This is a genomic window from Bacillus sp. D7-8, assembly GCF_052055895.1.
In the GTDB taxonomy this organism is placed as follows: Bacteria; Bacillota; Bacilli; order Bacillales; family Bacillaceae; genus Bacillus; species Bacillus velezensis.
Genome location: NZ_CP179922.1, coordinates 3,029,543 through 3,050,034 on the forward strand (window position 1 = coordinate 3,029,543; position 20,492 = coordinate 3,050,034).

The following is a 20,492-nucleotide window of genomic DNA, read 5'->3' on the forward strand; positions in this document are numbered from 1 at the left end:
TATCATTCCCTTTCTATATTGATAATGATTATCATTATCAACTATGATTCAAGACAATCATATCCAAATCAAAACACGCAGTCAATTAGAAAATTAGAATCAGCCGCATTTAGTTCGAAGGGCCTGTTTTTTCTCATGCGGGAGAATACGGGGTATGCGGTCCTCCCGGATTCAGGCAGAAACGCAGGGCCCTGCTGATTAAAACGGGCAGGACAGAAATATGGCCCTCTCCTTCAAACTCGCTGTATTCAGCACGGACTCCATCATCTTCAAATCCGGATAATAAAGAGTACAGCGCCTCTGCGTGCTGCGGGATTCTACTTTTATGTGTTTTTTCAATTTCTCCCGCAGCCAGCAATACGCTGACTTGAAGATTTTCCGCAGAGAGCCGGTCTGACAAACGTTCCGCTTTTTCCTGAATAAAACGCTTGTTCCAGTGAATTGACGGACTCCCGGCAACATAGGTCTGGAACATGTCCGGCCTCGTCAAAAGCACTTGCAGCACAAAAAGACCGCCCAGCGAATGGCCGAAAATCGTCTGCCTGCCTCTGTCGATCGGATAATCCCGCTCCATCGCGGGCTTTACTTCTTCTTCTATAAAACTCAGAAACGCTTCCGCCCCTCCCTGTTCGGGCCATGCCGCACCGCGCGGGTGCACCGGCAGTTCTGATTCAGAAAGCGGCATCGTAAAATCACTGTGACGTTCGGCGGAAAACGGCTGATCTGTCGGGTAGCCGATTCCGACAATCACCGCCGGAACAACGCCTGTTTTTTCAGGCCGTCGGCTTTGCACCCGCAAAGCTTCGGCCATTGTGCCGAATACGGAATTCGCATCGAGCAGGTATATGACGGGGAAGCCGGATGCAGGCGGTTCTTCCTGAGGAAAAGAGACAAAGATACGATACGTACGGCCTCCTTTTGAGCGCATTTCTCTTACTTCTGTGCCCGGAACCGCGTATCGGCCGGCCGGCGCGAAACCCCGCTTTATTTGTTTTCCGTCCATTATGTGTTCATCCCCTTTGCGGCAATTGCTTTATCTATGCTTATTGATAATGATTTTCAATATCAAAAGACACCTCAAATAATAGGTTTTTTGCCAAACAAAGTCAATGGATTTTTGATATAAAAAAAGCACCTTATTTCAATAAGGTACCTAAGAACTATATAGTGATAGGGGCTTAATCCCATGTAAAGCGCTCATTCTTCCATGGATCTCCCCTCATATGGTAGCCGTTTTTCTCCCAAAAGCCGGGGTGGTTTTCCTTTGTGAACTGAATGCCGCGCAGCCATTTTGCGCTTTTCCAAAAATAAAGATGGGGGAAAACGCCTCTGAGCGGATAGCCGTGCTCTGGCGTTAACGGCTCGCCGTTATGCGCATATGCCAGCAGGGATGTTTCCCGCGTAAAATCAGAAAGCGGCAGGTTGGCCGTCCAGCCCTCTTCAGCGTGCAGAATGACGAACCCCGCTTCTTTGTGCACGCCCGCTTTCTCAGCGATGTCTTTGGCGCGTATTCCCTGCCAGATATTATCAAGACGGGACCAGCCCGTGACGCAATGAATATCATTTTTCACTTCGGCTTCAGGAAAGGCTTTGATATCTTCAAAGCTTAACAGCATAGGACGGTCAACAAGCCCGTACACTTGCAGATTCCATTTTGACATATCTTCATAATAAGGAACATTTCCGGCGTGAAGCACGGGAAACTTCGTTGTGACATTTTGGTTTGGCGGAATCCGTTCCGACTGTTTTGTTTGTTTCGTTTTCCCGAAAAACATATGGCTCCCTCCATTTAGTAAACCTGTATTAAATCTTTGTTGACAATCAATCACCCTTCGATTACGCTAATCTGGTACAAGTGTAAGGGGGAAAAACAAATGAAACAACGCAACCTTCGCGCGGGCGATATGGCGCTTATCGGCATGTTTGCCGCACTGATGGCCGTCGGCGCCAACATTACATCAATGGCTCCTTTTTTGCAAGTTGCGGGAATTCCGTTATCACTGCAGCCTTTCTTCTGTCTGTTAGCCGCGATGCTTCTCGGCGCCAGACGGGCAGCCATTGCAATGACGGTATACGCATTGGCCGGACTCGCGGGGGCGCCTGTTTTCGCTCAATTCTCAGCAGGCTTTGCGCCGTTTATCGGAAAGAGCGGCGGATTTATTCTCGCTTACATTCCAGCGGCATTTGCAGCCGGATGGCTGCTGGAAAAAACAAAAAAACCCGGCCGCCTGCATTATGCATGGGCCTCTTTAATCGGTACCGCCGTCATTTATATCATTGGCACGACCTATACGTATATTGCGCTGAAATTATGGCTTCATGCTCCGATCAGCTACGGAATGGCCTGGTTTTACATGATATGGTTTTTCATAAAAGATATCGTTTTAGCACTGTTATTGGCATCAATCGCGCCTGCCGTTTACAGGTCTATTCATAAAGCGACGGGGTTCAGCAGAAATCCGGCGTAAGATGTTCTCAGCATACAAAAAGGCTCCCCTTTCCGGGAGCCTTTTTTTACAGAACAAGCGCGGCAATCCAGCCGAATATCACAAGCGGAATGTTATAGAAAAGAAATGTCGGTACGCACGTATCCCAAATGTGGTGGTGCTGTCCGTCGGCGCTGAGGCCTGACGTCGGCCCGAGCGTACTGTCACTTGCAGGAGAACCCGCATCGCCGACCGCGGCGGCCGCTCCGATTACGGCGATCGTCGCCATCGGGCTGAATCCGAGCTGAGCGCACAGCGGAACGAATATGGTCGTAATAACGGGTACGGTTGCAAATGATGATCCGATTCCCATCGTGATTAATAAACCGACCACCAGCATCAGGAGCGCGCCTAATGATTGGCTGTGGCCGATAAGGCCTGTTGATGCTTTGACCAAGGAAGCCACATCACCCGTTTTATTCAATACATTTGAAAAACCGGCCGCAACAAGCATGACAAACCCGATAAAAGCCATCAGAATCATGCCGTCTGTGATCAGCTTATCCGCTTCATTGCGCTTCATGACTCCGCTGATAAACAGCGTAAACAAGCCGGCAAGCGCGCCCATGATCATACCTTCCACTCCGAGCACCTGTGACAGATAGAGCTGAACGGCAAGCGACACGGCAATGGAGATCAAGGCGATGGCAATGCTTTTTTTCGTATAAGGAGAAGACGATAGTCCGGCAATCTCCTTCGTCTCATATTTCTTCGGTTTCCGGAAGACGATGACGGCTAAAATTAAACCGACCGCCATCCCGGCCGTCGGGATGATTAAAGCATACGGGATATCACTGAGCGGCACCTTTAAACCGGCTGACGCCATATTATCTCTCAGCATCCCCTGGAAAATCTGTCCGAATCCGACAGGCAGAACGATATACGGCGCAGTCAGTCCGAATGTCATCACACACGCGATCAGCCTGCGGTCTATTTCAAGTTCGTTAAATATTTTTAAAAGCGGCGGAATCAATACAGGAATAAACGCAATGTGAACGGGCACCACGTTTTGCGAGAAACAGGATATGATTAAAATAATCAGTACGATTAACACTTTTGACAGTGCTTTTTTCCGCGAATCTTCCTTTTTTCCGATTAGTTTGACAGACGCTTCCACCATTGCATCGGGAAGCCCCGTCTTTGTCAGCGCCGCGGCAAATGCTCCGAGCAGCGCGTAGCTGACTGCGACGGTGGCATTTCCGCCGAGACCGTCCGTAAAAGCCTTCACCGTCTCTCCGAGGCCTAAGCCGCCGGTCAGCCCGCCGGCAAGCGCGCCGATCATTAAAGCTATAATAATATTGACACGCAGCAGGCTTAAGACGAGCATAAGCAATACTGCGACAACAACAGCATTCATTGATGAGTCCCTCCAAAAATCCTTTAGTTTGCTAATGTAGTAGATAATTAAAGTTACCATATATTCTGCGCTTTAGTCAACTAAAGATTTTGGAAATCAAAAAACCCGCTGCATCAAGGCAGCGGGATGCTGTTATCTTTCGGGCGTAAAGCGCTCAGTCAAAACAGCCAACGTCCTTGCCATGACGCCTGTTGCGCCGGCAGGGCCGAAGCATGTCGCTTTATTCGCCGTTGCGGTTCCCGCAATATCGAGATGAACCCACGGCGTGTTTTCCGCGAATTCACCAATGAATGCCCCCGCCATAATCGCGTGGCCTTCTCTTCCCGGAGAATTGTTCAAATCAGCCATCTGACTGTTTCTCACCCGTTTTTTATCCTTTTCTGTAATCGGAAGCTGCCAGATCGGCTCGCCGGATTCTTTCGCCGATTCCGCCACCTGTTCATAAAACGCGGCGTGATTGGTCATGGCGCCCGTCATTTCGTTCCCTAAGGCAACAATGACACCGCCCGTTAACGTTGCGACGTCTACAAGGACAGAGGCTCCGTGCTGCTTGGCGTATGTGATGCCGTCGGCAAGCACGAGACGCCCTTCCGCATCGGTGTTCAGGATCTCAATGGTTTTTCCGCTGAGCGAAACGATGACATCATCCGGCTTCATAGCATCGGACGAAATCATGTTGTCCGTAGACGGTATGACAGCGAGCACGTTTTGTTCAGGCCGCAGTTCGCCGATAATTTCCATTGCCCCTAATACCGAGGCGGCCCCTCCCATATCGCTTTTCATGCCGACGATGCCGGTTTTCGGCTTAATTGAATATCCGCCCGTATCAAAGGTAATTCCTTTACCGACCAGGCCGATAACGTCTTCCCACTGATCTTTGCCCTGATACTTCAGAACGATCATTTTCGGCGGTTCGGATGAGCCCTTGTTAACAGCAAGCAGTCCGCCCATGCCGAGCTCTTCCATTTCATCTTTTTCTAAAATTTCACACTCGAAATCGTATTTTGCCGCAAGCTCGGCGGCATATGACGCCAAATCAGTGGCCGTCAGCATATTACCCGGCATATTCACAAGCGTGCGGGCTGAATTCGTCCCTTGGCCGTATGCCGCTCCGACGTTCAGGCCGGCCTGCACTTCCCTCAGGTCTTCTTCGGTCACGGCGCAGACTGATTTCAGTTCCTGATCCGGCTCATTTGATTTATGTTTATAATCCTGCACTTCGTAAACCGCAAGCAGACAGCTTTCTGAAAGCGCATGAGCGGCATCGGCGGCAGGCACTTCCCCGGAGACGAATGTATCGAGCAAAACGGATACTTCCTGTTTTTTATCTTGATGAACCTGCTGAAATACTCGTGCAAAGCATTCTTTCGTATCTTCAAACGAATAATCCGCTTCTCTTCCCAGGCCGATAAAATAAATACGTTTCATACCGGTCGCAGCCGGAGGGTATACTTTTGATACACGATTGCGTTTGGCGGACACATCACCATCCTTTAACAGCTGGGTCAGATGACCGTCCAATTTATCATCCAATTCCTTCGTAAATCCGTTCAGCGTGCTTTTTTGAAAAAGACCGATGACCAGTGTTTCGGGATGCCGCAGTTGATCAGATGCATAAAACATGAGTACACACTCCTTATGTGGGTATTTGTTATGTAAAGTGGTATAATGAAAAAACATTTTTCATTGATTTTATTTTACCAAACTAAGGGCGTTTTCTGCAGTTTTTCGATACGATCGGAATCAGCAGATACAGAAAGGATGTTGCATATGGATGTACTTATGAATTTTCCTTTACTGGCGAGTTTTGCCGCCATTATTTTTGCCCAAGTTGTAAAAGTGCCTATTCAATTTATCGTATCCAAAAAACTTGACTGGTCTCTTGTGACGAGCACCGGCGGCATGCCGAGCTCCCATTCCGCCGCCGTCACCGCGCTGTCAACCGGAGTCGCTTTGGAACAGGGACTGGACTCGCCCCTGTTTGCAATCGCCGCGATTTTCGCCGTCATTACGATGTTCGACGCTACAGGTGTCAGGCGGCATGCGGGTGAACAGGCGACGGTCATTAATAAACTGGTCATCGACTTTAATCGGTTTGTCAGCGAAGCGAAGGACTTTCAGAAAGCGGAAGAGAAAGAAAAACAGAAGAAACTGAAAGAACTGCTCGGCCATCAGCCGATTGAAGTGTTCTTCGGCGGCGTCACCGGTATTGTGCTGACATTGATTTTAGATTATTTCTTTATGTAAAAAACGCTTCAGCGGATGCTGAAGCGTTTTTATTCTTTTACCGTTTTGTATTGATTTCTGAACACTTGCATCGACTTTGTTTCGTTCAGCTTTACAAGTTCGTCCTCGGTCACTGTGCCGTTCCCTTTTTTAATCATGTAGACATCAAGTGTTTTTTTGCCCCAATTGTTATAGACGTCCTTGACGGTGTCAAAGTAGAGGTCAAGGCGGCTGCCTTTAATTTTTGAGCCTGTATCGGCGACAACCCCGTAACCGTAATTCGGTATAAACAGAATCGTCCCGATCGGGAAAACAGACGGATCGGCCGCAACAGTTGAATATAAATCGCGTTTGACCTTCACGCCTGAATATGTAATTCCGTACTGCGGATGCCCGGGAGATTTTCCGGTAGATTCCGCTCCGGCGGTATAACCGGTGGCCGTCACCTTTTGTGACGGATAGCGTTCCCAGTCAAAAGCTTCTTCCAGCGGTTTTATCCTGCCTGATGCCTTCTTTTCCGGCTGATTCTGTAAGGATTGAAACGGAGTGCCGATGTTTTTCAAAACGGCGCCGCGATGTTCCGTCATCCAATTTGTCAGATCCTTTGCTTCAACACCGGTTATGGAAAAGTATGTCGCATGGCATGCGCCCAAAAAGAGCACGATCATGAATACGCGTCTGATTATCGTCAATCTGAAATCACTCTCCTCCGAGTCATTGTTCCCAACTCGGTGGGGTGCTATACAAAAAGCGCCGCGGCACAAAAAAAGCTTTCTCGAATAAGAAAGCGGCTTAAAACATTTGATATCCTCTTTTTCTGAGCGCCTTTATGGCAATGCCTGACATGATGGCTCCCGCCAGTCCGCCCGCCAAAATCACGACATCCGCAACCGCTAATGACATGATGCGCTGAAACAGGCTTTGAAAGGATTCCCCCGGCGCCTGCACGTAACTGATCATCTTTTTATTGCTGATAATGAAAAGGCATACAATCGGATAGACAACAGCCATAATCCACGACATTCTAAGCAGCATGTTCAACAGAAAGCCTATGCCGAAAAACAGTACGAAAAATAGTACGATTGAGATCAGGACAACCGGCAAACTAATCACAAACATCCACCCCCTACAGCACTTTCAGTGTACCTCGGGGGCGGTAAAAAAGTCAACGTCTGGAAAAATCAGCGTCTCTCTTTGCCGCTTCCCTGGCAGGAGGGACATGTTTCGGAGCCGCCAAGAAGCAATTGAAAATACCCTTTACCTGAGCAGAACGGACACGCCGCCGTGCTTTTTGCTGTCGTTTTCATGCGGATCACCCTTTTTCTTAATTTTCTGATAATATATCATATTTACTTGTCAAGCACCAAGTCAGAATATGTAACAAAATAACTCATGTAAGCGAAAACATTTATTTTTTTCTTTTACATTCTTTTGATAGCGCTCTTTTTTAAAAGAAGAGAAAACCCGCGGCCGCGGGTTTTCAGAAGAATTTAAACTTCCCTTTTTTCAGCGTCAGGCCCAGCCCGCCGATCATAAAGAGCGAGCGGTTGTCAATGACCTTTTTCATAAAGGACGCCGGCGTGCCTTTGAGCTTCCTGCCGTATACGACTCCGACGGCGTTATGCTCACCGAGGGAGGCGACGGTTCCTTTAATGTCAGGCTTGAACTCTTCAAGCTGGCCTCCTTTAATCAAACCGCCCAGATTTTTGGCGACCGTTTCTCCTTGCTGCATCGCGATCTGAGCAGTCGGCGGGTACGGCCGTTCCGTCTCTTCATTGATAAAGAGCGAGCTGTCGCCGAGAATAAAAACGTCATCATGTCCCGGCGCCCGAAGATCAGGGTTGACCTTGACACGGCCGCGCATATTTTCAAAACCCGCTTCCTCCACGATCGGATGCCCGCGCACGCCCGCCGCCCAGACAACGGTCTGCGATTTGATTTCTTCCGGCTCTTCATCTTTCTTGCCGACTGTGACACCGTCTGCGCGGCATTCTTGAACCGCGGTGCCGATTTTAAATTCAACGCCTTTGCTCTCAAGGTATTGAACGGCGTAATCGACAAGCTCCGGATCAAATCCCGGCAAAACCGTCGGGGCGGCCTCGACACAGACGATCCGGACGAGACTTTCATCTATATCATAATATCTGCATAACTCCGGCTTGCGGTTCGCAAGCTCACCGAGAAATTCAATTCCCGTAAAGCCCGCTCCGCCGACAACGATGGTTAAGCGGTCAGGGCGTTTTTCGGCCTCCGTATTGTATGTCGCAAATTGGAGCTCAATATGGTCTTTCAGCTGGCGCGACGTATTAATATTCGCGATCGGAAAAGCGAATTCTTTTAAGCCTTTAATCCCAAATGTTTCAGGGACGGCGCCAAGCCCGATGACAAGATAATCATAAGGGATGTCCCCTTGTGAAAGCGTCACCTTTTTATTTTGCACATCTATCGCTTTTACGGTATCCTGCACAAATTTGACCCGTGATTCATTGATTACATCTTTTATTTGATATCTGCAGCGGTCATGATGCAGCGTTCCTGCGCTCGCTTCATGCATCCATGTCGTTTCATAATGATAATTGTGTTTATTGACCAAAGTAATGTCAGCGTCATTTGCCCCGATATGCTTCGGAAGCCTTGTTACTGTCATTAATCCACCATAACCTGCACCTAAAACCACGATTTTGGGTTTATTCAATGCCATCACATCCACCTTCTTTTTTTTGCTGTTAGACGCATAATCAAATCAACATTTGTATTAGCTTCAGCTTATTGGCGGGATTTTATGAAATGAAATATAAAATTTTTTAGAAAACCGCACATGTCTGCATATCACCATACTATCCGGAAGAATCAGAAAACATTCAGGAAAAAACAGATTGGAATTTGTCCCCATATTAGCGGCGGCCGCAATTTTTTTCAAGAATGAAGCGGCCGGGCGGTTTTCGGCACTCGTCATCCTTTTAAATTGTATGTTATAATTAATAACAATTTTCAATTAGGAGGCAATTTGGTATGCAAGAGGATTCAAAGGTTTATGATATTACGGTCATCGGCGGCGGCCCGGTCGGCCTGTTTACCGCTTTTTACGGGGGAATGAGACAGGCGAGCGTCAAAATCATCGAGAGCCTGCCTCAGCTTGGCGGCCAGCTCAGCGCGCTGTACCCTGAAAAATATATTTATGATGTAGCCGGATTCCCGAAAATCCGCGCCCAAGAACTTGTGAACAATTTAAAAGAGCAAATGGCAAAGTTCGATCAGACCATCTGCTTAGAGCAGGCCGTTGAATCTGTTGAAAAACAGGCGGACGGTGTGTTTAAGCTTGTCACGAATTCAGAAACGCATTATTCAAAAACGGTTATTATCACCGCGGGAAACGGCGCATTTAAGCCGAGAAAGCTTGAGCTGGAATCAGCGGAACAATATGAGGGCAAAAACCTGCACTACTTCATTGACGACCTCAATCAATTCGCAGGCAGACGCGTTGCCGTTCTGGGCGGCGGCGATTCCGCGGTTGACTGGGCGCTCATGCTTGAGCCGATCGCGAAAGAAGTCAGCATCATCCACCGCCGTGATAAATTCCGCGCGCATGAGCACAGTGTCGAAAACCTTCATAATTCTAAAGTCAACGTGCTGACACCGTTTGTTCCCGCTGAACTTGTCGGTGAAGACCGGATCGAACAGCTCGTTCTCGAAGAAGTGAAAGGCGACCGTAAAGAAATCATCGAAATTGATGACCTGATCGTAAACTACGGCTTTGTTTCTTCTCTCGGCCCGATTAAAAACTGGGGCCTTGACATCGAGAAAAATTCCATCGTCGTCAAAAGCACGATGGAAACGAATATTGAAGGCTTCTTTGCCGCCGGAGATATCTGCACATATGAAGGCAAAGTCAAGCTGATCGCCAGCGGTTTCGGCGAAGCTCCGACAGCCGTGAACAACGCGAAGGCTTACATGGACCCGAAAGCGCGCGTCCAGCCTCTGCATTCTACAAGCATGTTTGAAAAATAATATAAAAAAGAGTCTGTGTCATACCGGCACAGACTCTTTTTTATTTAAACATCCAAATATAATTCATGACGGTTCCGACAACGAGCGCAATGACAAGCGCCGACACGACCCAAATCGTGCCTAAAATAATCCGGTCCTGAATTTTCTGGGCTTTCGGGCTGTGCCCGGGCTGTTTTTGTTCCACACCGGCCCCTCCCTTCTTTGCAAATCTATCTATCGTAACAAATGTCTTACAACACCCAATACTACTATGATAACCAAACTGCAAATGGATGACAAGCTGACCGCATATGAGGCAGCATGAAATCATTTGACATTCCTGACAAAACAAAGTACATTATAAAAAGACGAACATTTTAATTTTATTTAATTCTATTATTCGCTTTTAGGGGTGTTATATATGGAAAATGTATTTGATTACGAAGATATTCAGCTGATTCCTGCAAAATGCATTGTGGACAGCCGATCTGAATGTGATACATCAGTTACATTGGGCGGACACACGTTTAAACTTCCGGTCGTGCCGGCCAACATGCAGACGATAATAGATGAAAACATCGCGGCCTGGCTCGCGGAAAACGGGTATTTTTATATCATGCACCGCTTCGAACCGGAAAAACGCCTGGCTTTTGTCCAGGATATGAAAGCGCGCGGACTGATTTCTTCCATCAGTGTCGGCGTGAAGGAAAATGATTATGAATTCATCCGGGAGCTGAAAGCACAGGAGCTTGTGCCGGATTATATTACCATTGATATCGCGCACGGCCATTCCAATGCCGTGATCAGCATGATCCAATTTATTAAAGAACATGTCCCGGAAAGCTTTGTCATCGCAGGGAATGTCGGGACGCCTGAAGCCGTAAGGGAGCTGGAACGCGCGGGCGCTGACGCGACAAAAGTGGGAATCGGCCCCGGGAAAGTCTGCATCACCAAAATTAAAACCGGCTTCGGAACCGGCGGATGGCAATTAGCCGCGCTTCGCTGGTGCGCAAAAGCGGCGAGCAAACCGATCATTGCTGACGGCGGCATCCGCACACACGGCGATATTGCGAAATCCATCCGATTCGGCGCATCCATGGTCATGATCGGATCATTATTCGCCGGCCACGAAGAATCACCGGGACAAACGATCGAAATCGATGGAAAGCTGTACAAAGAATATTTCGGCTCCGCTTCTGAATTTCAAAAAGGCGAAAAGAAAAACGTCGAAGGCAAAAAAATGCATGTCGAGCATAAAGGGTCTTTACAGGACACGCTGGTTGAAATGGAGCAGGATCTGCAATCTTCCATCTCTTACGCCGGCGGCAATACACTCGAAGCCATCCGCAATGTCGACTACGTGATCGTAAAAAACTCTATTTTCAACGGCGACAGATTTTAACACGCAGCAGAGCCGCAAAAAATAAAAAAATGACATTCAATATGAATGTCATTTTTTTCATTAAATACCGAAATAAAGAGCCGCACTGGCCAACAGATTAATCACAAAAATAAACAAAAAGATGTAACGAATGAATTTATTTTGCACCGGAGCAAATATAAAGAGATATAGTCCTGCCACCCCAAAAGTAAGAACAGGAAACAGCCACTCAAAGGATAAAGAAATGATATAACCGATAATCATAACAATCGGCACACCGATTAATGATAATTTACTTCTCATATGATTTCTGCCCCTTTTACTTAAAAATTGGTGTGATGTAAGCTTCAATAATGGCAGCGGCGATCAGCAGACAAATAATTATGAGCACCAATATTCCAATATGCCTGAACATTGAAGCCATTATCTTTTTTTCCTTAGAAAAACACAGCCTGATGACCAATTCAACGCCCTTAAAACCAATGGCGCCACTTAATAATAACGCAGGAACTTCAAATATACCATGAGGAATTAGCAGTAAAAAAATCTGATAAAAAGGAACCCCGCTATGAAGATTTTCTATAATAGAGCCGCTTAAAATAAACCCGTTGGTGAATAAATAAAAGATTGAGGTCAACCCAAAGGTAAAAAACCCCGCGGCTAAAAACAGACAAGCGATTGCATTGTTTTTCAGCAGTTCAACCGCGCCTGACGAGCCGTTGTAAGACGCTGTTGAAACAAAGTGATCGAAAAAAAACGCAGCGATCACACCGCCTGAAAAAAACAGCAATGATGCGGTTAACGGAATGGCGGACGTCCTGATTGCCGGCAACATGCGGTTCATCATGTATAAATACTCTCAGCCAATTTTTCAATCTCTTCTAATGAATGCTCGGATGACTGATACTCCGCCGCAAAAACGCCCTCATGTATAATACCGATCGTATCGCATAGCGAATGCGCCAGCTCCAGCAAGTGAGTCGATAACAGGACCGTATGTCCCTGTTTGACGTATTCCTTTAATAACGTCCGTATCGTTTTACCGCTGATTAAATCAATGCCCGTCAGCGGTTCGTCAAGAATTAATATCTTTGGCTGATGAATGAGCGCGGCCGCAATTGATAATTTTTGTTTCATTCCATGTGAATATGTTTTAATCAGCTGATTTCCGTCTTGAGCAAGCTTCAGCGTCTCTAACATATTCTTTATATACTCATTTGTCCGCTGAGACGGCACTTGAAACATTTCCGCTGTAAAACGCAAGTATTCGACTCCCGTTAAATAATCATATAAAAAGGCATGGTCGGGCACAAAACCGATATCAGCCGATATTTGCCCCCCCTCTTCTGAATCCAGTTCCTTACCGTCAATCATGACGCTGCCTGAAGTCGGTTTAAGCAGGCCCGAAATGATTTTCAAAGTCGTTGTTTTCCCGACTCCATTAGTCCCCAGCAAAGCATAAATTGAGCCTTTTTTCACCTCAAACGAAATATCTTTCAACACCTGTTTTTCACTATAGTTTTTTTGTATATTCACTAATTTAATCATTGTTCGCAAACCTTTCCGCCATATTGATTCTGCGAAGAAACAGAAACATGACTCCATAGTTTAATAGTGTGAACAGGACAAAAATACCTGATGCAGAATGAATAAGCATCATTTCAAGTTCCGGCTTTTTATAGATAAAATACGACGTGATCGCAGCGATTTGAAGCGACACAATGAAAATGAAAGACCCGTATAAGTTGTTATACGTCTTTGCTTTCCCCGCTTCTCCAATTTCGTACATATGCTCCCAGTTTTTCTTAGGATACAGGGCGGTGCTTGAAATCTGGACAAGACTGTATAAAAAACCCGAACATAAAAACACAATAAACAAGTAAATCGTCAGCGCAGCGGAAGACGGAAAAAACACCGTAATCAAAATGGTGATGATGAACGAATAGATAAGAGCGGCGAGATTATAAATACATACTTTCGGAAACACCAGCTGCCACGCATGTTTGATATTCCGGTGAAACAAATGCTGATTTTTTATTTCCCCGTCAACTGATAATACTGTTTTGAGCGCATCTCCGACGAGCTGATACGAAAAGTTCGCAATGATAACCGCCGCAGACACGATGGCGGCTGCCGAATACCCGATAAAATGATGCGACAGAAGCGGAATACAAAAACCTAAAAACAGCATGAACAAATACAGCATACTGCCGAAGTTCCTGATAAAAAACCCGTCAATTCTCGATAAAAACAGCAGATCCTTTTGAAAAACGGCATGAAATATTTTGTTATTTCTATATAATTTCAGCTTTGGCGCAAAATCTGCGTTTGTCAAAAACATATAAGGAATAAGGTCCATTTTCTTCAGCGTGGCCGACCACAGTTTAAACATCCCCGCCGTTAAAAGGACGGCGGCCGCAAACACCGCAGCGAAAACGAGCACGGAATGTGGGCGGAATGCTAACCATACATACGGCGTATTCATGAGGATGTTCCGGAAAGCCGGTGACTCCGTAAAGCTTGAAATATCCTTTGCGGTATACTCCCCAAATACGAGAAGATAAACGGCATACCCAATTGCAAGCGGAACCAGCAAGCTGACGCTGAATAAAATGCCTTTCATGATTTTCAAGTAAAACAATTTGCTCCACATATTTGTAAGAAGATAAACAACATAAGAAAACAGCATAGATAAAAATAAATTGAGAAGAAAATAAACGAAGCCCAAGAAAAATACGATGACCGCCGCAGACCCGGTCATGCCTGCGCTTGATAAAAACAAAAAGACCGGAAAAACAAAAAGATACCATACGAAAATGGTTTTTTTGATCGCCTGGCCGGCAAAAACAGAAAACAGCTGTAAAAAACGAACCTTTTTTAATTGATGAATGACCTTGCGCGTATCCAGCAGAAAGGCATTGTGGTGTTCTTTAAAGAAGCCGGCAGCCCAAAAAAGCTGCTCAAGTGAAACGGCGATTAAAACAAATTGCCCCCATGCGCTGAGGGGCAGCTGAATCAGTTTTGTCCCGAATACAACACCGCATCCCAGGAAAACGAGATATAAACATAACAGAGAAATAATAATGGCAGACAGCAGTTTGCTGTTGAGTTGAGGAATGCCCCAATCTTCCTTTCTTTTTCGAAACGATGACAGGGTATTATATTTGATAAGAGCCGCAATTTGTTTGACTATCATACTTTCAATCCTTACATATGTATTTGGGAGAGAGGCTCTTTTTGCAGCTTGTACAAAAAGAGCAATTATTTATTGATCGATTTTACCAAGCAGCTGCGTATTTTTTGCCGTATTTCTTAATCATTGTTTTTGCTGTTGCAACGATTGCATAAGAAATCGCGCCTGCGCCTGTAACGATACCGATAAGAGAAATGATAGAAGCAATTGTTGATGCCGCATCAATAATATCAATTGCTTTTTTAGCTGCTGCTGTAGAGATGCCGAGAGTAGAAGCTAATTCAGCATTGGCTGAGAATGCATGAGCCGCCGCCACGTTTAATTCAGTTCCCGTTAATAATAGTGCATAAACCAATGTTGCTGCAGCAAGAGCCGCGCCAAACAAAATGAAAGACTTTTTATTAGATTTTACTAAGTTCATCATAACATCTCCCTACTCTGTTTTTTTAATTTATAATAAAATTCAGCTTAATTGACTCTCTCCCGAGCTAAATTTTATCCGCCATAAAATAGTTTAAGAAAATAGTAAAGAGTTTTAGTAAAACAAAACATCCAGTCAAAATGATTCTCTTGCCTTTACTGAGATCGGTCAGTTTTCCCGCAGCAGCATAAAGAGCCGCGATTGATATGAGCAGAAATGGCTCCAGCAGCTGCAGACTCAAGCTGGTGCCGCCGGCAGAATATATAAGCGAGGAATCAGCCGTTAAGTAGTTAACAACTGAAAGAATCAACATTTTAAATGCCGAGATTAAAGAAGTCAGCGTATATAGAAGCAAATATATTTTTTTCGGTTTTTTTGTACCGAGAATAAAAGCGGCAACGAATAACAGAAATCCGCCTATCAGAATTTCCACAAAAGTTGTGAAGATCATAAACCCTTGCAGAAACATGACAATCGTACGAACACTTTTCTCCCCGATATCGTAGGTATTTTCTCCGACGGAAGAATAATACGACTGCAGAACTTTATCTGAAATACTGAATTGGAAGAGTAATGAACAGATCAAAATGATGAAAAAAGAACTTAAAAATATTTTTTTATTGCTCAATTGACCTATCATATTATCATCCTTTTCTTACAAAATAAATTAACTATTCTATACTTTTACAATTTAGTTTAATCCTATCAAAAAATCAATATCCTTTCGAAAAATATGACTTTAGAACGTGTTGACAAAGAGCACATCTTTCAGAGTTTTTGGTGCTATCTACCCTTTATTTTTTTTTGAATTTGCAAAAAGTATGATTTAGACAATTGATTTGAAGTTTTAGGAAGAATCTGTCGAAAGAGACGCAGGATATAAAAAAGGAGGATATCGTCATGTATCCTCCGGATGTATGATCGCCAGCACCTGATGATCTTCCCATTTTCCATTTATTTTTACATTTTTTCTCGCAATGCCTTCTTTATGAAAGCCAGCTTTTTCGAGCACCCGGATTGACGCCTTATTGTGCGGCATGACTCCGGCTTCTATCCGATGCAGTTCCAGCTCATTGAATGCATAATCGACTGCCAGCTTAACAGCCTTCGTCGCATAGCCTTTTCCGTTATGTTCACCATCTAAAAAGTAACCGATGAAAGCGCTTTGGAGGGAACCCCGAACCACCTGAAAAAGGCTGATCGTGCCAATCAGGGCCTGATCCTGAAGAAAAATGCCGAAGCTGTATTCAGTATCATTTTCCGCATTCTTCAGTGATTGTTCAATTCGTTTTTTCCGGCCTTCCAGCGTATAAAAATCCTCTTGTCTCGACATGGCAAACCGTTCAAAAAACATGCGGTTTTCCGTCTGCAAAACCAGTTCCTGCTCTGCATCATTCAAGCTGAGCGGCCTGATATCAACGCTGTTTCCTTCCTGCATATGCATCGCCGTCCTTTTGTTTTGATCAGAAACGTTTTTTTAATTGCCTCTCACCCATATGATACGGTACGCTTTATCGCATCAAGAAAATTCCAAGACTTTACGTTCACCTTTCCTTTCGTGACCTATGTCTGATGTGAGTAACCGAAACGGAAGCACAAGGTTCTTTTGTTGACTTAAACCGTGCTTTAAGCCGTATCATCATATTGTGACAAGGAAAGAATAGTTTTGGCGGGTTTCCCGATGATCTAAAAATCAATTTTACAGAATCATTGCTGTCTTATTTCATGCCTATTTGCGGGATGAATATATTGATTGGATCAAAGCTGAAATGTTGACAAAGAAATGTAAAAACAATCGGAAAAGAGGAGTTAATATGAAACTGACGGGAAATACAATACTGATTACAGGCGGAAATGCCGGAATAGGATTGGCTTTCGCAGAACGGTTTTTAAAAGCGGGAAATAAAGTCATCGTGACCGGACGGCGTGAGCACGCTCTTCAAAAAGCAAAGGAAACATTCCCGGATCTTATTACATATGTCAGTGATTTGAGCATTCCATCTGAACGTATATCACTGTTTGAATGGGTGAAAGAAAATTATCCGGAAGTGAATGTGTTAGTAAACAACGCGGGGATTCAACAACGTTTTCATGTGCTGAAAGCGGATGCGAAGGACAATTGGGACTATTTCAATAAAGAAATCACAACGAACATTGAAGCTCCCTTCCACCTGTCTATGCTGTTCGCTCCGTTTTTTGCCGGAAAAGAAGATGCGGCATTCATTAATGTCTCTTCGGGATTGGCTTTTACACCGCTTGCCATTGCACCGATCTATTCAGCAACGAAAGCGGCGCTTCATTCATTTACAATGAGTCTGAGACATCAGCTTTCTGATTCATCTGTAGAAGTGATTGAAGTTGCGCCTCCGGCGGTGAATACAGATTTAGGCGGAGCAGGGCTGCATACTCAAGGAGAACCGCTGGATGAATTCGCTGATGGGATTTTTAAAGGACTGAAAGAGGGCAAACAAGAAATCGGATATGGTTCTTCAGAAGAACGGCTGCGCATGTCACGGGATAAAGCCGATGAACATACGGCAAATATGTACAATGCGATGAAACATACAATTGAATAACCTCTTTGAAAAAGGAAAACCCGCTTCTGTTGAGCGGGTTTTCCTTTTATTAAACAGATAAACGCCTTTTTTAACAATGGTGCAAGCGCCACCGGAAAGAAAGACGTCATATTTTTTCATCCTAATAATGGCGGGTTGACCCTTAGCACTCTTCCGGCGTACCGGCGTTTTTGGCCGTGCGGAAAGATGAACCGCAGCCGCAGGAAGCGATGGCATTCGGGTTGTCAATGGTGAAACCGCCGCCCATCATGGACTGTTTGAAGTCAATGATCGTGCCGGTCATAATATCAAGGCTTTCGCTGTCGACCAAAACGGTGATTCCGTGCTGTTCAAACATGCTGTCTTTTTCGCCTTTTTCGTGCTCAAATCCCATTCCGTAAGACAGGCCGCTGCAGCCGCCGCCTTTTACGCCCACACGGAGAAACGCGTTTTCTTCTTCATGCTCTTTCATCATATCTTTTATATGCAAAGCCGCTGCTTCAGTGATGGTTACTGGAACACTCATAGGTAGACCTCCTTTTTTAAAAACGATGCTAGTATCTATTATAAACCTTGAGGAGAGTATTTCTCAAACGAGCTGTTTACAAATAATAGACGCCGCTGCATACGGTTTCGGCGGGGCCCGTCATCAGCACGTGCCCGTTGTCCTGCCAATTAATCACAAGGTCGCCTCCCGCTAAATGAACGGTGATATCCCGGTTTCGTTCGGAAACACCGTTCAATACGGATGCGACAGCCGCCGCACAGGCGCCTGTTCCGCAAGCCTGTGTAATGCCGGAGCCGCGTTCCCATACGCGGAAATGAAGTTCATCGGCGCTGACGGTTTCCACAAATTCGACATTGACGCCTTCCGGGAATCTCGGGTCTTTTTCAATGACGGGACCGAGCGTTGTAAGAGGCGCTTGATTGATATCCGCAACCGGAAAAACAATATGGGGGTTTCCCATTGATACGGCTGTTCCGGAAAGCTCCGTTTCTCCAAAAACAAAGGTTTCATCGATCGTCCGTTCATCTTCATTGCCGAGCATCGGCAGCTCTTTTTTGGTGAGGCGCGGTTCGCCCATATCAACGGCGACTTCACGCACAATCCCGTTGTCCTCTGTAATGTCTGCTTTCACAAGACCTGAAAGCGTCTCAATGAAAAAGGACGTTTCTTCTGTCAGCTTATGTTCGTATGCGTACTTTGCCACACAGCGAAGGCCGTTGCCGCAATTTTTCCCTTCTGAGCCGTCATTATTAAAAATCCGCATTTTGACGGGCGCTTTTTCTGACGGACAGATGAGGATCATTCCGTCAGAGCCGATGCCCGTGTGAATGCTGGACACTTTAACGGCAATCTCAGCCAGCCGTTCTTCCGGCAGCTGTTCTTCAAATTGATTTACATATATATAACTGTTTCCAAGACCGTGCATCTTGGTAAAACGGAATGAATTCATATCGGCCTCCAACTTTTTTTCTTTTACTTAGTATAAAAGCTCTTCTGCTCGGACACAATACAAATATCCCCCGTTTTTCATACATAAAAGCTCCCTGCATATGCAGGGAGCTTTTATCGTTTACTAAATAAACATGCCGGCAATCGCCGCGCTGAGAAGGTTTGCGAGTGTTCCCGCAATAACCGCTCTTAATCCGAGGCGCGCAATGTCCGAACGGCGGCTTGGGGCCAAACCGCCCAGTGTGCCGAGCATAATCGCAATCGAAGAGAAGTTGGCAAATCCGCACAGCGCAAAGCTGATAATCGTAGACGTTTTTTTAGAAAAGTCCGCAATATGCGGCCCGAAGTTTGAATAAGCGACAAACTCATTCAGCACAAGTTTCTGTCCGATATAGCTTCCCGCTCCAAGCGCTTCATGCCAAGGAACGCCGATTACAAATGCGATCGGTGAAAACACGTAACCGAGAATGGATTCTAATGTAATATGTTTGAAACCGAACCAGCCGCCGATTCCGCCGAGAATTCCGTTCACTACGGCGATGAGCGCGACAAACGCAAGCAGCATGGCGCCGACATTTAGAGCAATCTGAAGGCCCGTGGACGCGCCTTTTGCCGCTGCATCAATCACATTAGCGGCGCCTTCGCCTTCTTCGTCCATATTAAAATCGCCTTTTATCGTCTGCGTTTTTTCCGTTTCAGGTATTAAAATTTTTCCGAACACGAGACCGGCGGGAGCCGCCATAAAGCTGGCCGCCAGCAGGTATTCGATCGGAATGCCTAACAGGGCGTAACCGAAAAGCGTCGAACCCGCTACAGCCGAAAGGCCGCTCGTCATAATCGTAAACAGCTCGGAACGGGTCAATCCCGCAATCAGCGGTTTAATGGCAAGCGGTGATTCAGACTGTCCGACAAAAATATTCGCAGCCGCCGCAAGCGATTCCGTTCTGCTTGTCCCAAGAAGTTTTGACAGTCCGCCTCCGATGACGCGAAAGATGAGCTGCATGATTTTCAAGTGATACAAAACGGCAATCAGCGCTGAGAAAAAGATAATGACCGGCAGAACGCTCAGCGCAAAAGCCGGGCTGCTGCCCACTTTTAACAGCGGGCCAAAAATAAAGCTGATGCCTTCGTTCGCATAATCAATGAGAAGCTGCACACGGCTTGAGAACCATAAAAATACGGCCCGGCCGGCGTCCCACTTTAATACGATGAATCCGAAGGCCATTTGTAAACATAAACCGACAATGACGGTTCGCAGGTTAATTTTGCTTTTCTTCTCTGATAACAAAAAAGCAATGGCTAATATAGCAACTGCCCCGAGCAGCCCCCAAACGATATTCAATGAATCCACCTCTAAAATTTTATTTAAAAAAAGTCTTTATTAAGATAACAATATTTATTTTTGCTGTCTACAAATTTTTTATTTTGCC

Annotated in this window: 24 protein-coding genes; 5 read left to right on the forward strand and 19 right to left on the reverse strand. The window is 45.6% G+C overall.

Annotated features, from left to right (window positions below):
* Positions 1-133: 133 nt before the first annotated feature.
* Together ACKTRM_RS14835 and ACKTRM_RS14840 are read right to left on the reverse strand one after the other, a co-directional pair.
* Positions 134-1,003 (reverse strand): alpha/beta hydrolase, encoded by an 870-nt coding sequence (locus ACKTRM_RS14835; RefSeq protein WP_012118332.1) that lies wholly within the window; start codon positions 1,001-1,003, stop codon positions 134-136.
* 175 nt (positions 1,004-1,178) lie between these two features.
* Positions 1,179-1,775 (reverse strand): sulfite oxidase-like oxidoreductase, encoded by a 597-nt coding sequence (locus ACKTRM_RS14840; RefSeq protein WP_012118333.1) that lies wholly within the window; start codon positions 1,773-1,775, stop codon positions 1,179-1,181.
* Positions 1,776-1,874: 99 nt separating this feature from the next.
* On the opposite strand from ACKTRM_RS14840, the gene ACKTRM_RS14845 reads away from it, so the two are divergent.
* The gene (locus ACKTRM_RS14845; RefSeq protein WP_007408702.1) at positions 1,875-2,468 is read left to right on the forward strand and encodes a biotin transporter BioY; all 594 of its coding nucleotides are present in this window, start codon (positions 1,875-1,877) and stop codon (positions 2,466-2,468) included.
* A gap of 46 nt (positions 2,469-2,514) precedes the next feature.
* Here the strand turns inward: ACKTRM_RS14845 and ACKTRM_RS14850 are convergent, their stop codons facing one another.
* Positions 2,515-3,843, reverse strand: a complete 1,329-nt coding sequence (locus tag ACKTRM_RS14850) for a Na+/H+ antiporter NhaC family protein (protein WP_012118334.1) — start codon at positions 3,841-3,843, stop codon at positions 2,515-2,517.
* Between the two features lie 132 nt (positions 3,844-3,975).
* On the reverse strand, positions 3,976-5,466 hold the full coding sequence (locus tag ACKTRM_RS14855; RefSeq protein ID WP_007408704.1) for a leucyl aminopeptidase: 1,491 nt from the start codon (positions 5,464-5,466) through the stop codon (positions 3,976-3,978).
* Between the two features lie 147 nt (positions 5,467-5,613).
* On the opposite strand from ACKTRM_RS14855, the gene ACKTRM_RS14860 reads away from it, so the two are divergent.
* The gene (locus ACKTRM_RS14860) at positions 5,614-6,090 is read left to right on the forward strand and encodes a divergent PAP2 family protein (protein ID WP_012118335.1); all 477 of its coding nucleotides are present in this window, start codon (positions 5,614-5,616) and stop codon (positions 6,088-6,090) included.
* Positions 6,091-6,119: 29 nt separating this feature from the next.
* Here ACKTRM_RS14860 and ACKTRM_RS14865 read toward each other — a convergent pair whose 3' ends face one another.
* The 4 genes from ACKTRM_RS14865 to ACKTRM_RS14880 form a co-directional block, all read right to left on the reverse strand.
* A complete protein-coding gene (locus ACKTRM_RS14865) occupies positions 6,120-6,761 on the reverse strand; it encodes a 3D domain-containing protein (RefSeq protein ID WP_012118336.1) in 642 nt (213 codons plus the stop codon).
* Between the two features lie 100 nt (positions 6,762-6,861).
* Positions 6,862-7,182 carry a YuiB family protein gene (locus ACKTRM_RS14870; protein ID WP_003151989.1) on the reverse strand — a complete coding sequence of 107 codons (321 nt, stop codon included), beginning with the start codon at positions 7,180-7,182 and terminating at the stop codon, positions 6,862-6,864.
* 68 nt (positions 7,183-7,250) lie between these two features.
* Positions 7,251-7,376, reverse strand: a complete 126-nt coding sequence (locus tag ACKTRM_RS14875) for a YuiA family protein (RefSeq protein ID WP_007408708.1) — start codon at positions 7,374-7,376, stop codon at positions 7,251-7,253.
* 173 nt (positions 7,377-7,549) lie between these two features.
* Positions 7,550-8,770, reverse strand: a complete 1,221-nt coding sequence (locus tag ACKTRM_RS14880) for an NAD(P)/FAD-dependent oxidoreductase (RefSeq protein WP_012118337.1) — start codon at positions 8,768-8,770, stop codon at positions 7,550-7,552.
* A 311-nt stretch (positions 8,771-9,081) separates the two neighbouring features.
* Between ACKTRM_RS14880 and yumC the strand changes: the two genes are divergently transcribed.
* Positions 9,082-10,077, forward strand: a complete 996-nt coding sequence (gene yumC, locus ACKTRM_RS14885; RefSeq protein ID WP_003151984.1) for a ferredoxin--NADP reductase 2 — start codon at positions 9,082-9,084, stop codon at positions 10,075-10,077.
* 40 nt (positions 10,078-10,117) lie between these two features.
* Here the strand turns inward: yumC and ACKTRM_RS14890 are convergent, their stop codons facing one another.
* Positions 10,118-10,261, reverse strand: coding sequence for a hypothetical protein (locus tag ACKTRM_RS14890; RefSeq protein WP_003151982.1), 144 nt, complete (start codon positions 10,259-10,261; stop codon positions 10,118-10,120).
* Positions 10,262-10,477: 216 nt separating this feature from the next.
* Here ACKTRM_RS14890 and guaC point away from each other — a divergent pair, with 216 nt between their 5' ends.
* Positions 10,478-11,458, forward strand: a complete 981-nt coding sequence (gene guaC / locus ACKTRM_RS14895) for a GMP reductase (protein ID WP_012118338.1) — start codon at positions 10,478-10,480, stop codon at positions 11,456-11,458.
* Positions 11,459-11,518: 60 nt separating this feature from the next.
* Here the strand turns inward: guaC and ACKTRM_RS14900 are convergent, their stop codons facing one another.
* The 7 genes from ACKTRM_RS14900 to ACKTRM_RS14930 form a co-directional block, all read right to left on the reverse strand.
* Entirely contained in the window at positions 11,519-11,740 is a 222-nt protein-coding gene (locus ACKTRM_RS14900; protein ID WP_003151978.1) for a DUF5970 family protein, read from the reverse strand.
* Positions 11,741-11,756: 16 nt separating this feature from the next.
* Positions 11,757-12,284, reverse strand: a complete 528-nt coding sequence (locus ACKTRM_RS14905; RefSeq protein ID WP_041482213.1) for a stage II sporulation protein M — start codon at positions 12,282-12,284, stop codon at positions 11,757-11,759.
* The gene (locus ACKTRM_RS14910) at positions 12,281-12,985 is read right to left on the reverse strand and encodes an ABC transporter ATP-binding protein (RefSeq protein ID WP_012118340.1); all 705 of its coding nucleotides are present in this window, start codon (positions 12,983-12,985) and stop codon (positions 12,281-12,283) included. Before ACKTRM_RS14910 ends, ACKTRM_RS14905 begins: the two co-directional genes overlap by 4 nt.
* Positions 12,978-14,633 carry a hypothetical protein gene (locus ACKTRM_RS14915; protein WP_012118341.1) on the reverse strand — a complete coding sequence of 552 codons (1,656 nt, stop codon included), beginning with the start codon at positions 14,631-14,633 and terminating at the stop codon, positions 12,978-12,980. Before ACKTRM_RS14915 ends, ACKTRM_RS14910 begins: the two co-directional genes overlap by 8 nt.
* Before the next feature lie 82 nt (positions 14,634-14,715).
* Positions 14,716-15,051 (reverse strand): uberolysin/carnocyclin family circular bacteriocin, encoded by a 336-nt coding sequence (locus ACKTRM_RS14920; RefSeq protein WP_003151973.1) that lies wholly within the window; start codon positions 15,049-15,051, stop codon positions 14,716-14,718.
* A gap of 67 nt (positions 15,052-15,118) precedes the next feature.
* Positions 15,119-15,691, reverse strand: coding sequence for a hypothetical protein (locus ACKTRM_RS14925; RefSeq protein ID WP_012118342.1), 573 nt, complete (start codon positions 15,689-15,691; stop codon positions 15,119-15,121).
* A gap of 258 nt (positions 15,692-15,949) precedes the next feature.
* The gene (locus ACKTRM_RS14930; RefSeq protein ID WP_012118343.1) at positions 15,950-16,489 is read right to left on the reverse strand and encodes a GNAT family N-acetyltransferase; all 540 of its coding nucleotides are present in this window, start codon (positions 16,487-16,489) and stop codon (positions 15,950-15,952) included.
* A 376-nt stretch (positions 16,490-16,865) separates the two neighbouring features.
* Between ACKTRM_RS14930 and ACKTRM_RS14935 the strand changes: the two genes are divergently transcribed.
* Positions 16,866-17,627, forward strand: coding sequence for an SDR family oxidoreductase (locus tag ACKTRM_RS14935; RefSeq protein WP_012118344.1), 762 nt, complete (start codon positions 16,866-16,868; stop codon positions 17,625-17,627).
* 142 nt (positions 17,628-17,769) lie between these two features.
* Here the strand turns inward: ACKTRM_RS14935 and ACKTRM_RS14940 are convergent, their stop codons facing one another.
* The 3 genes from ACKTRM_RS14940 to ACKTRM_RS14950 all read right to left on the reverse strand — a co-directional run bounded on the left by ACKTRM_RS14940 (position 17,770) and on the right by ACKTRM_RS14950 (position 20,404).
* A complete protein-coding gene (locus ACKTRM_RS14940) occupies positions 17,770-18,132 on the reverse strand; it encodes a HesB/IscA family protein (protein WP_003151967.1) in 363 nt (120 codons plus the stop codon).
* A gap of 76 nt (positions 18,133-18,208) precedes the next feature.
* The gene (gene dapF, locus ACKTRM_RS14945; RefSeq protein WP_012118345.1) at positions 18,209-19,063 is read right to left on the reverse strand and encodes a diaminopimelate epimerase; all 855 of its coding nucleotides are present in this window, start codon (positions 19,061-19,063) and stop codon (positions 18,209-18,211) included.
* Positions 19,064-19,186: 123 nt separating this feature from the next.
* Positions 19,187-20,404 (reverse strand): NupC/NupG family nucleoside CNT transporter, encoded by a 1,218-nt coding sequence (locus ACKTRM_RS14950; protein ID WP_012118346.1) that lies wholly within the window; start codon positions 20,402-20,404, stop codon positions 19,187-19,189.
* Positions 20,405-20,492 lie beyond the last annotated feature (88 nt).

Excerpts from the sequence above, each read along its gene's own strand:
- ACKTRM_RS14835 (WP_012118332.1), bottom strand. The coding sequence starts at position 1,003 with ATGGACGGAAAACAAATAAAGCGGGGTTTCGCGCCGGCCGGCCGATAC.
- ACKTRM_RS14840 (WP_012118333.1), bottom strand. The coding sequence starts at position 1,775 with ATGTTTTTCGGGAAAACGAAACAAACAAAACAGTCGGAACGGATTCCG.
- ACKTRM_RS14845 (WP_007408702.1), top strand. The coding sequence starts at position 1,875 with ATGAAACAACGCAACCTTCGCGCGGGCGATATGGCGCTTATCGGCATG.
- ACKTRM_RS14850 (WP_012118334.1), bottom strand. The coding sequence starts at position 3,843 with ATGAATGCTGTTGTTGTCGCAGTATTGCTTATGCTCGTCTTAAGCCTG.
- ACKTRM_RS14855 (WP_007408704.1), bottom strand. The coding sequence starts at position 5,466 with ATGTTTTATGCATCTGATCAACTGCGGCATCCCGAAACACTGGTCATC.
- ACKTRM_RS14860 (WP_012118335.1), top strand. The coding sequence starts at position 5,614 with ATGGATGTACTTATGAATTTTCCTTTACTGGCGAGTTTTGCCGCCATT.
- ACKTRM_RS14875 (WP_007408708.1), bottom strand. The coding sequence starts at position 7,376 with ATGAAAACGACAGCAAAAAGCACGGCGGCGTGTCCGTTCTGCTCAGGT.
- ACKTRM_RS14880 (WP_012118337.1), bottom strand. The coding sequence starts at position 8,770 with ATGGCATTGAATAAACCCAAAATCGTGGTTTTAGGTGCAGGTTATGGT.
- yumC (WP_003151984.1), top strand. The coding sequence starts at position 9,082 with ATGCAAGAGGATTCAAAGGTTTATGATATTACGGTCATCGGCGGCGGC.
- guaC (WP_012118338.1), top strand. The coding sequence starts at position 10,478 with ATGGAAAATGTATTTGATTACGAAGATATTCAGCTGATTCCTGCAAAA.
- ACKTRM_RS14900 (WP_003151978.1), bottom strand. The coding sequence starts at position 11,740 with ATGAGAAGTAAATTATCATTAATCGGTGTGCCGATTGTTATGATTATC.
- ACKTRM_RS14905 (WP_041482213.1), bottom strand. The coding sequence starts at position 12,284 with ATGATGAACCGCATGTTGCCGGCAATCAGGACGTCCGCCATTCCGTTA.
- ACKTRM_RS14910 (WP_012118340.1), bottom strand. The coding sequence starts at position 12,985 with ATGATTAAATTAGTGAATATACAAAAAAACTATAGTGAAAAACAGGTG.
- ACKTRM_RS14915 (WP_012118341.1), bottom strand. The coding sequence starts at position 14,633 with ATGATAGTCAAACAAATTGCGGCTCTTATCAAATATAATACCCTGTCA.
- ACKTRM_RS14920 (WP_003151973.1), bottom strand. The coding sequence starts at position 15,051 with ATGAACTTAGTAAAATCTAATAAAAAGTCTTTCATTTTGTTTGGCGCG.
- ACKTRM_RS14925 (WP_012118342.1), bottom strand. The coding sequence starts at position 15,691 with ATGATAGGTCAATTGAGCAATAAAAAAATATTTTTAAGTTCTTTTTTC.
- ACKTRM_RS14930 (WP_012118343.1), bottom strand. The coding sequence starts at position 16,489 with ATGCAGGAAGGAAACAGCGTTGATATCAGGCCGCTCAGCTTGAATGAT.
- ACKTRM_RS14935 (WP_012118344.1), top strand. The coding sequence starts at position 16,866 with ATGAAACTGACGGGAAATACAATACTGATTACAGGCGGAAATGCCGGA.
- ACKTRM_RS14940 (WP_003151967.1), bottom strand. The coding sequence starts at position 18,132 with ATGAGTGTTCCAGTAACCATCACTGAAGCAGCGGCTTTGCATATAAAA.
- dapF (WP_012118345.1), bottom strand. The coding sequence starts at position 19,063 with ATGAATTCATTCCGTTTTACCAAGATGCACGGTCTTGGAAACAGTTAT.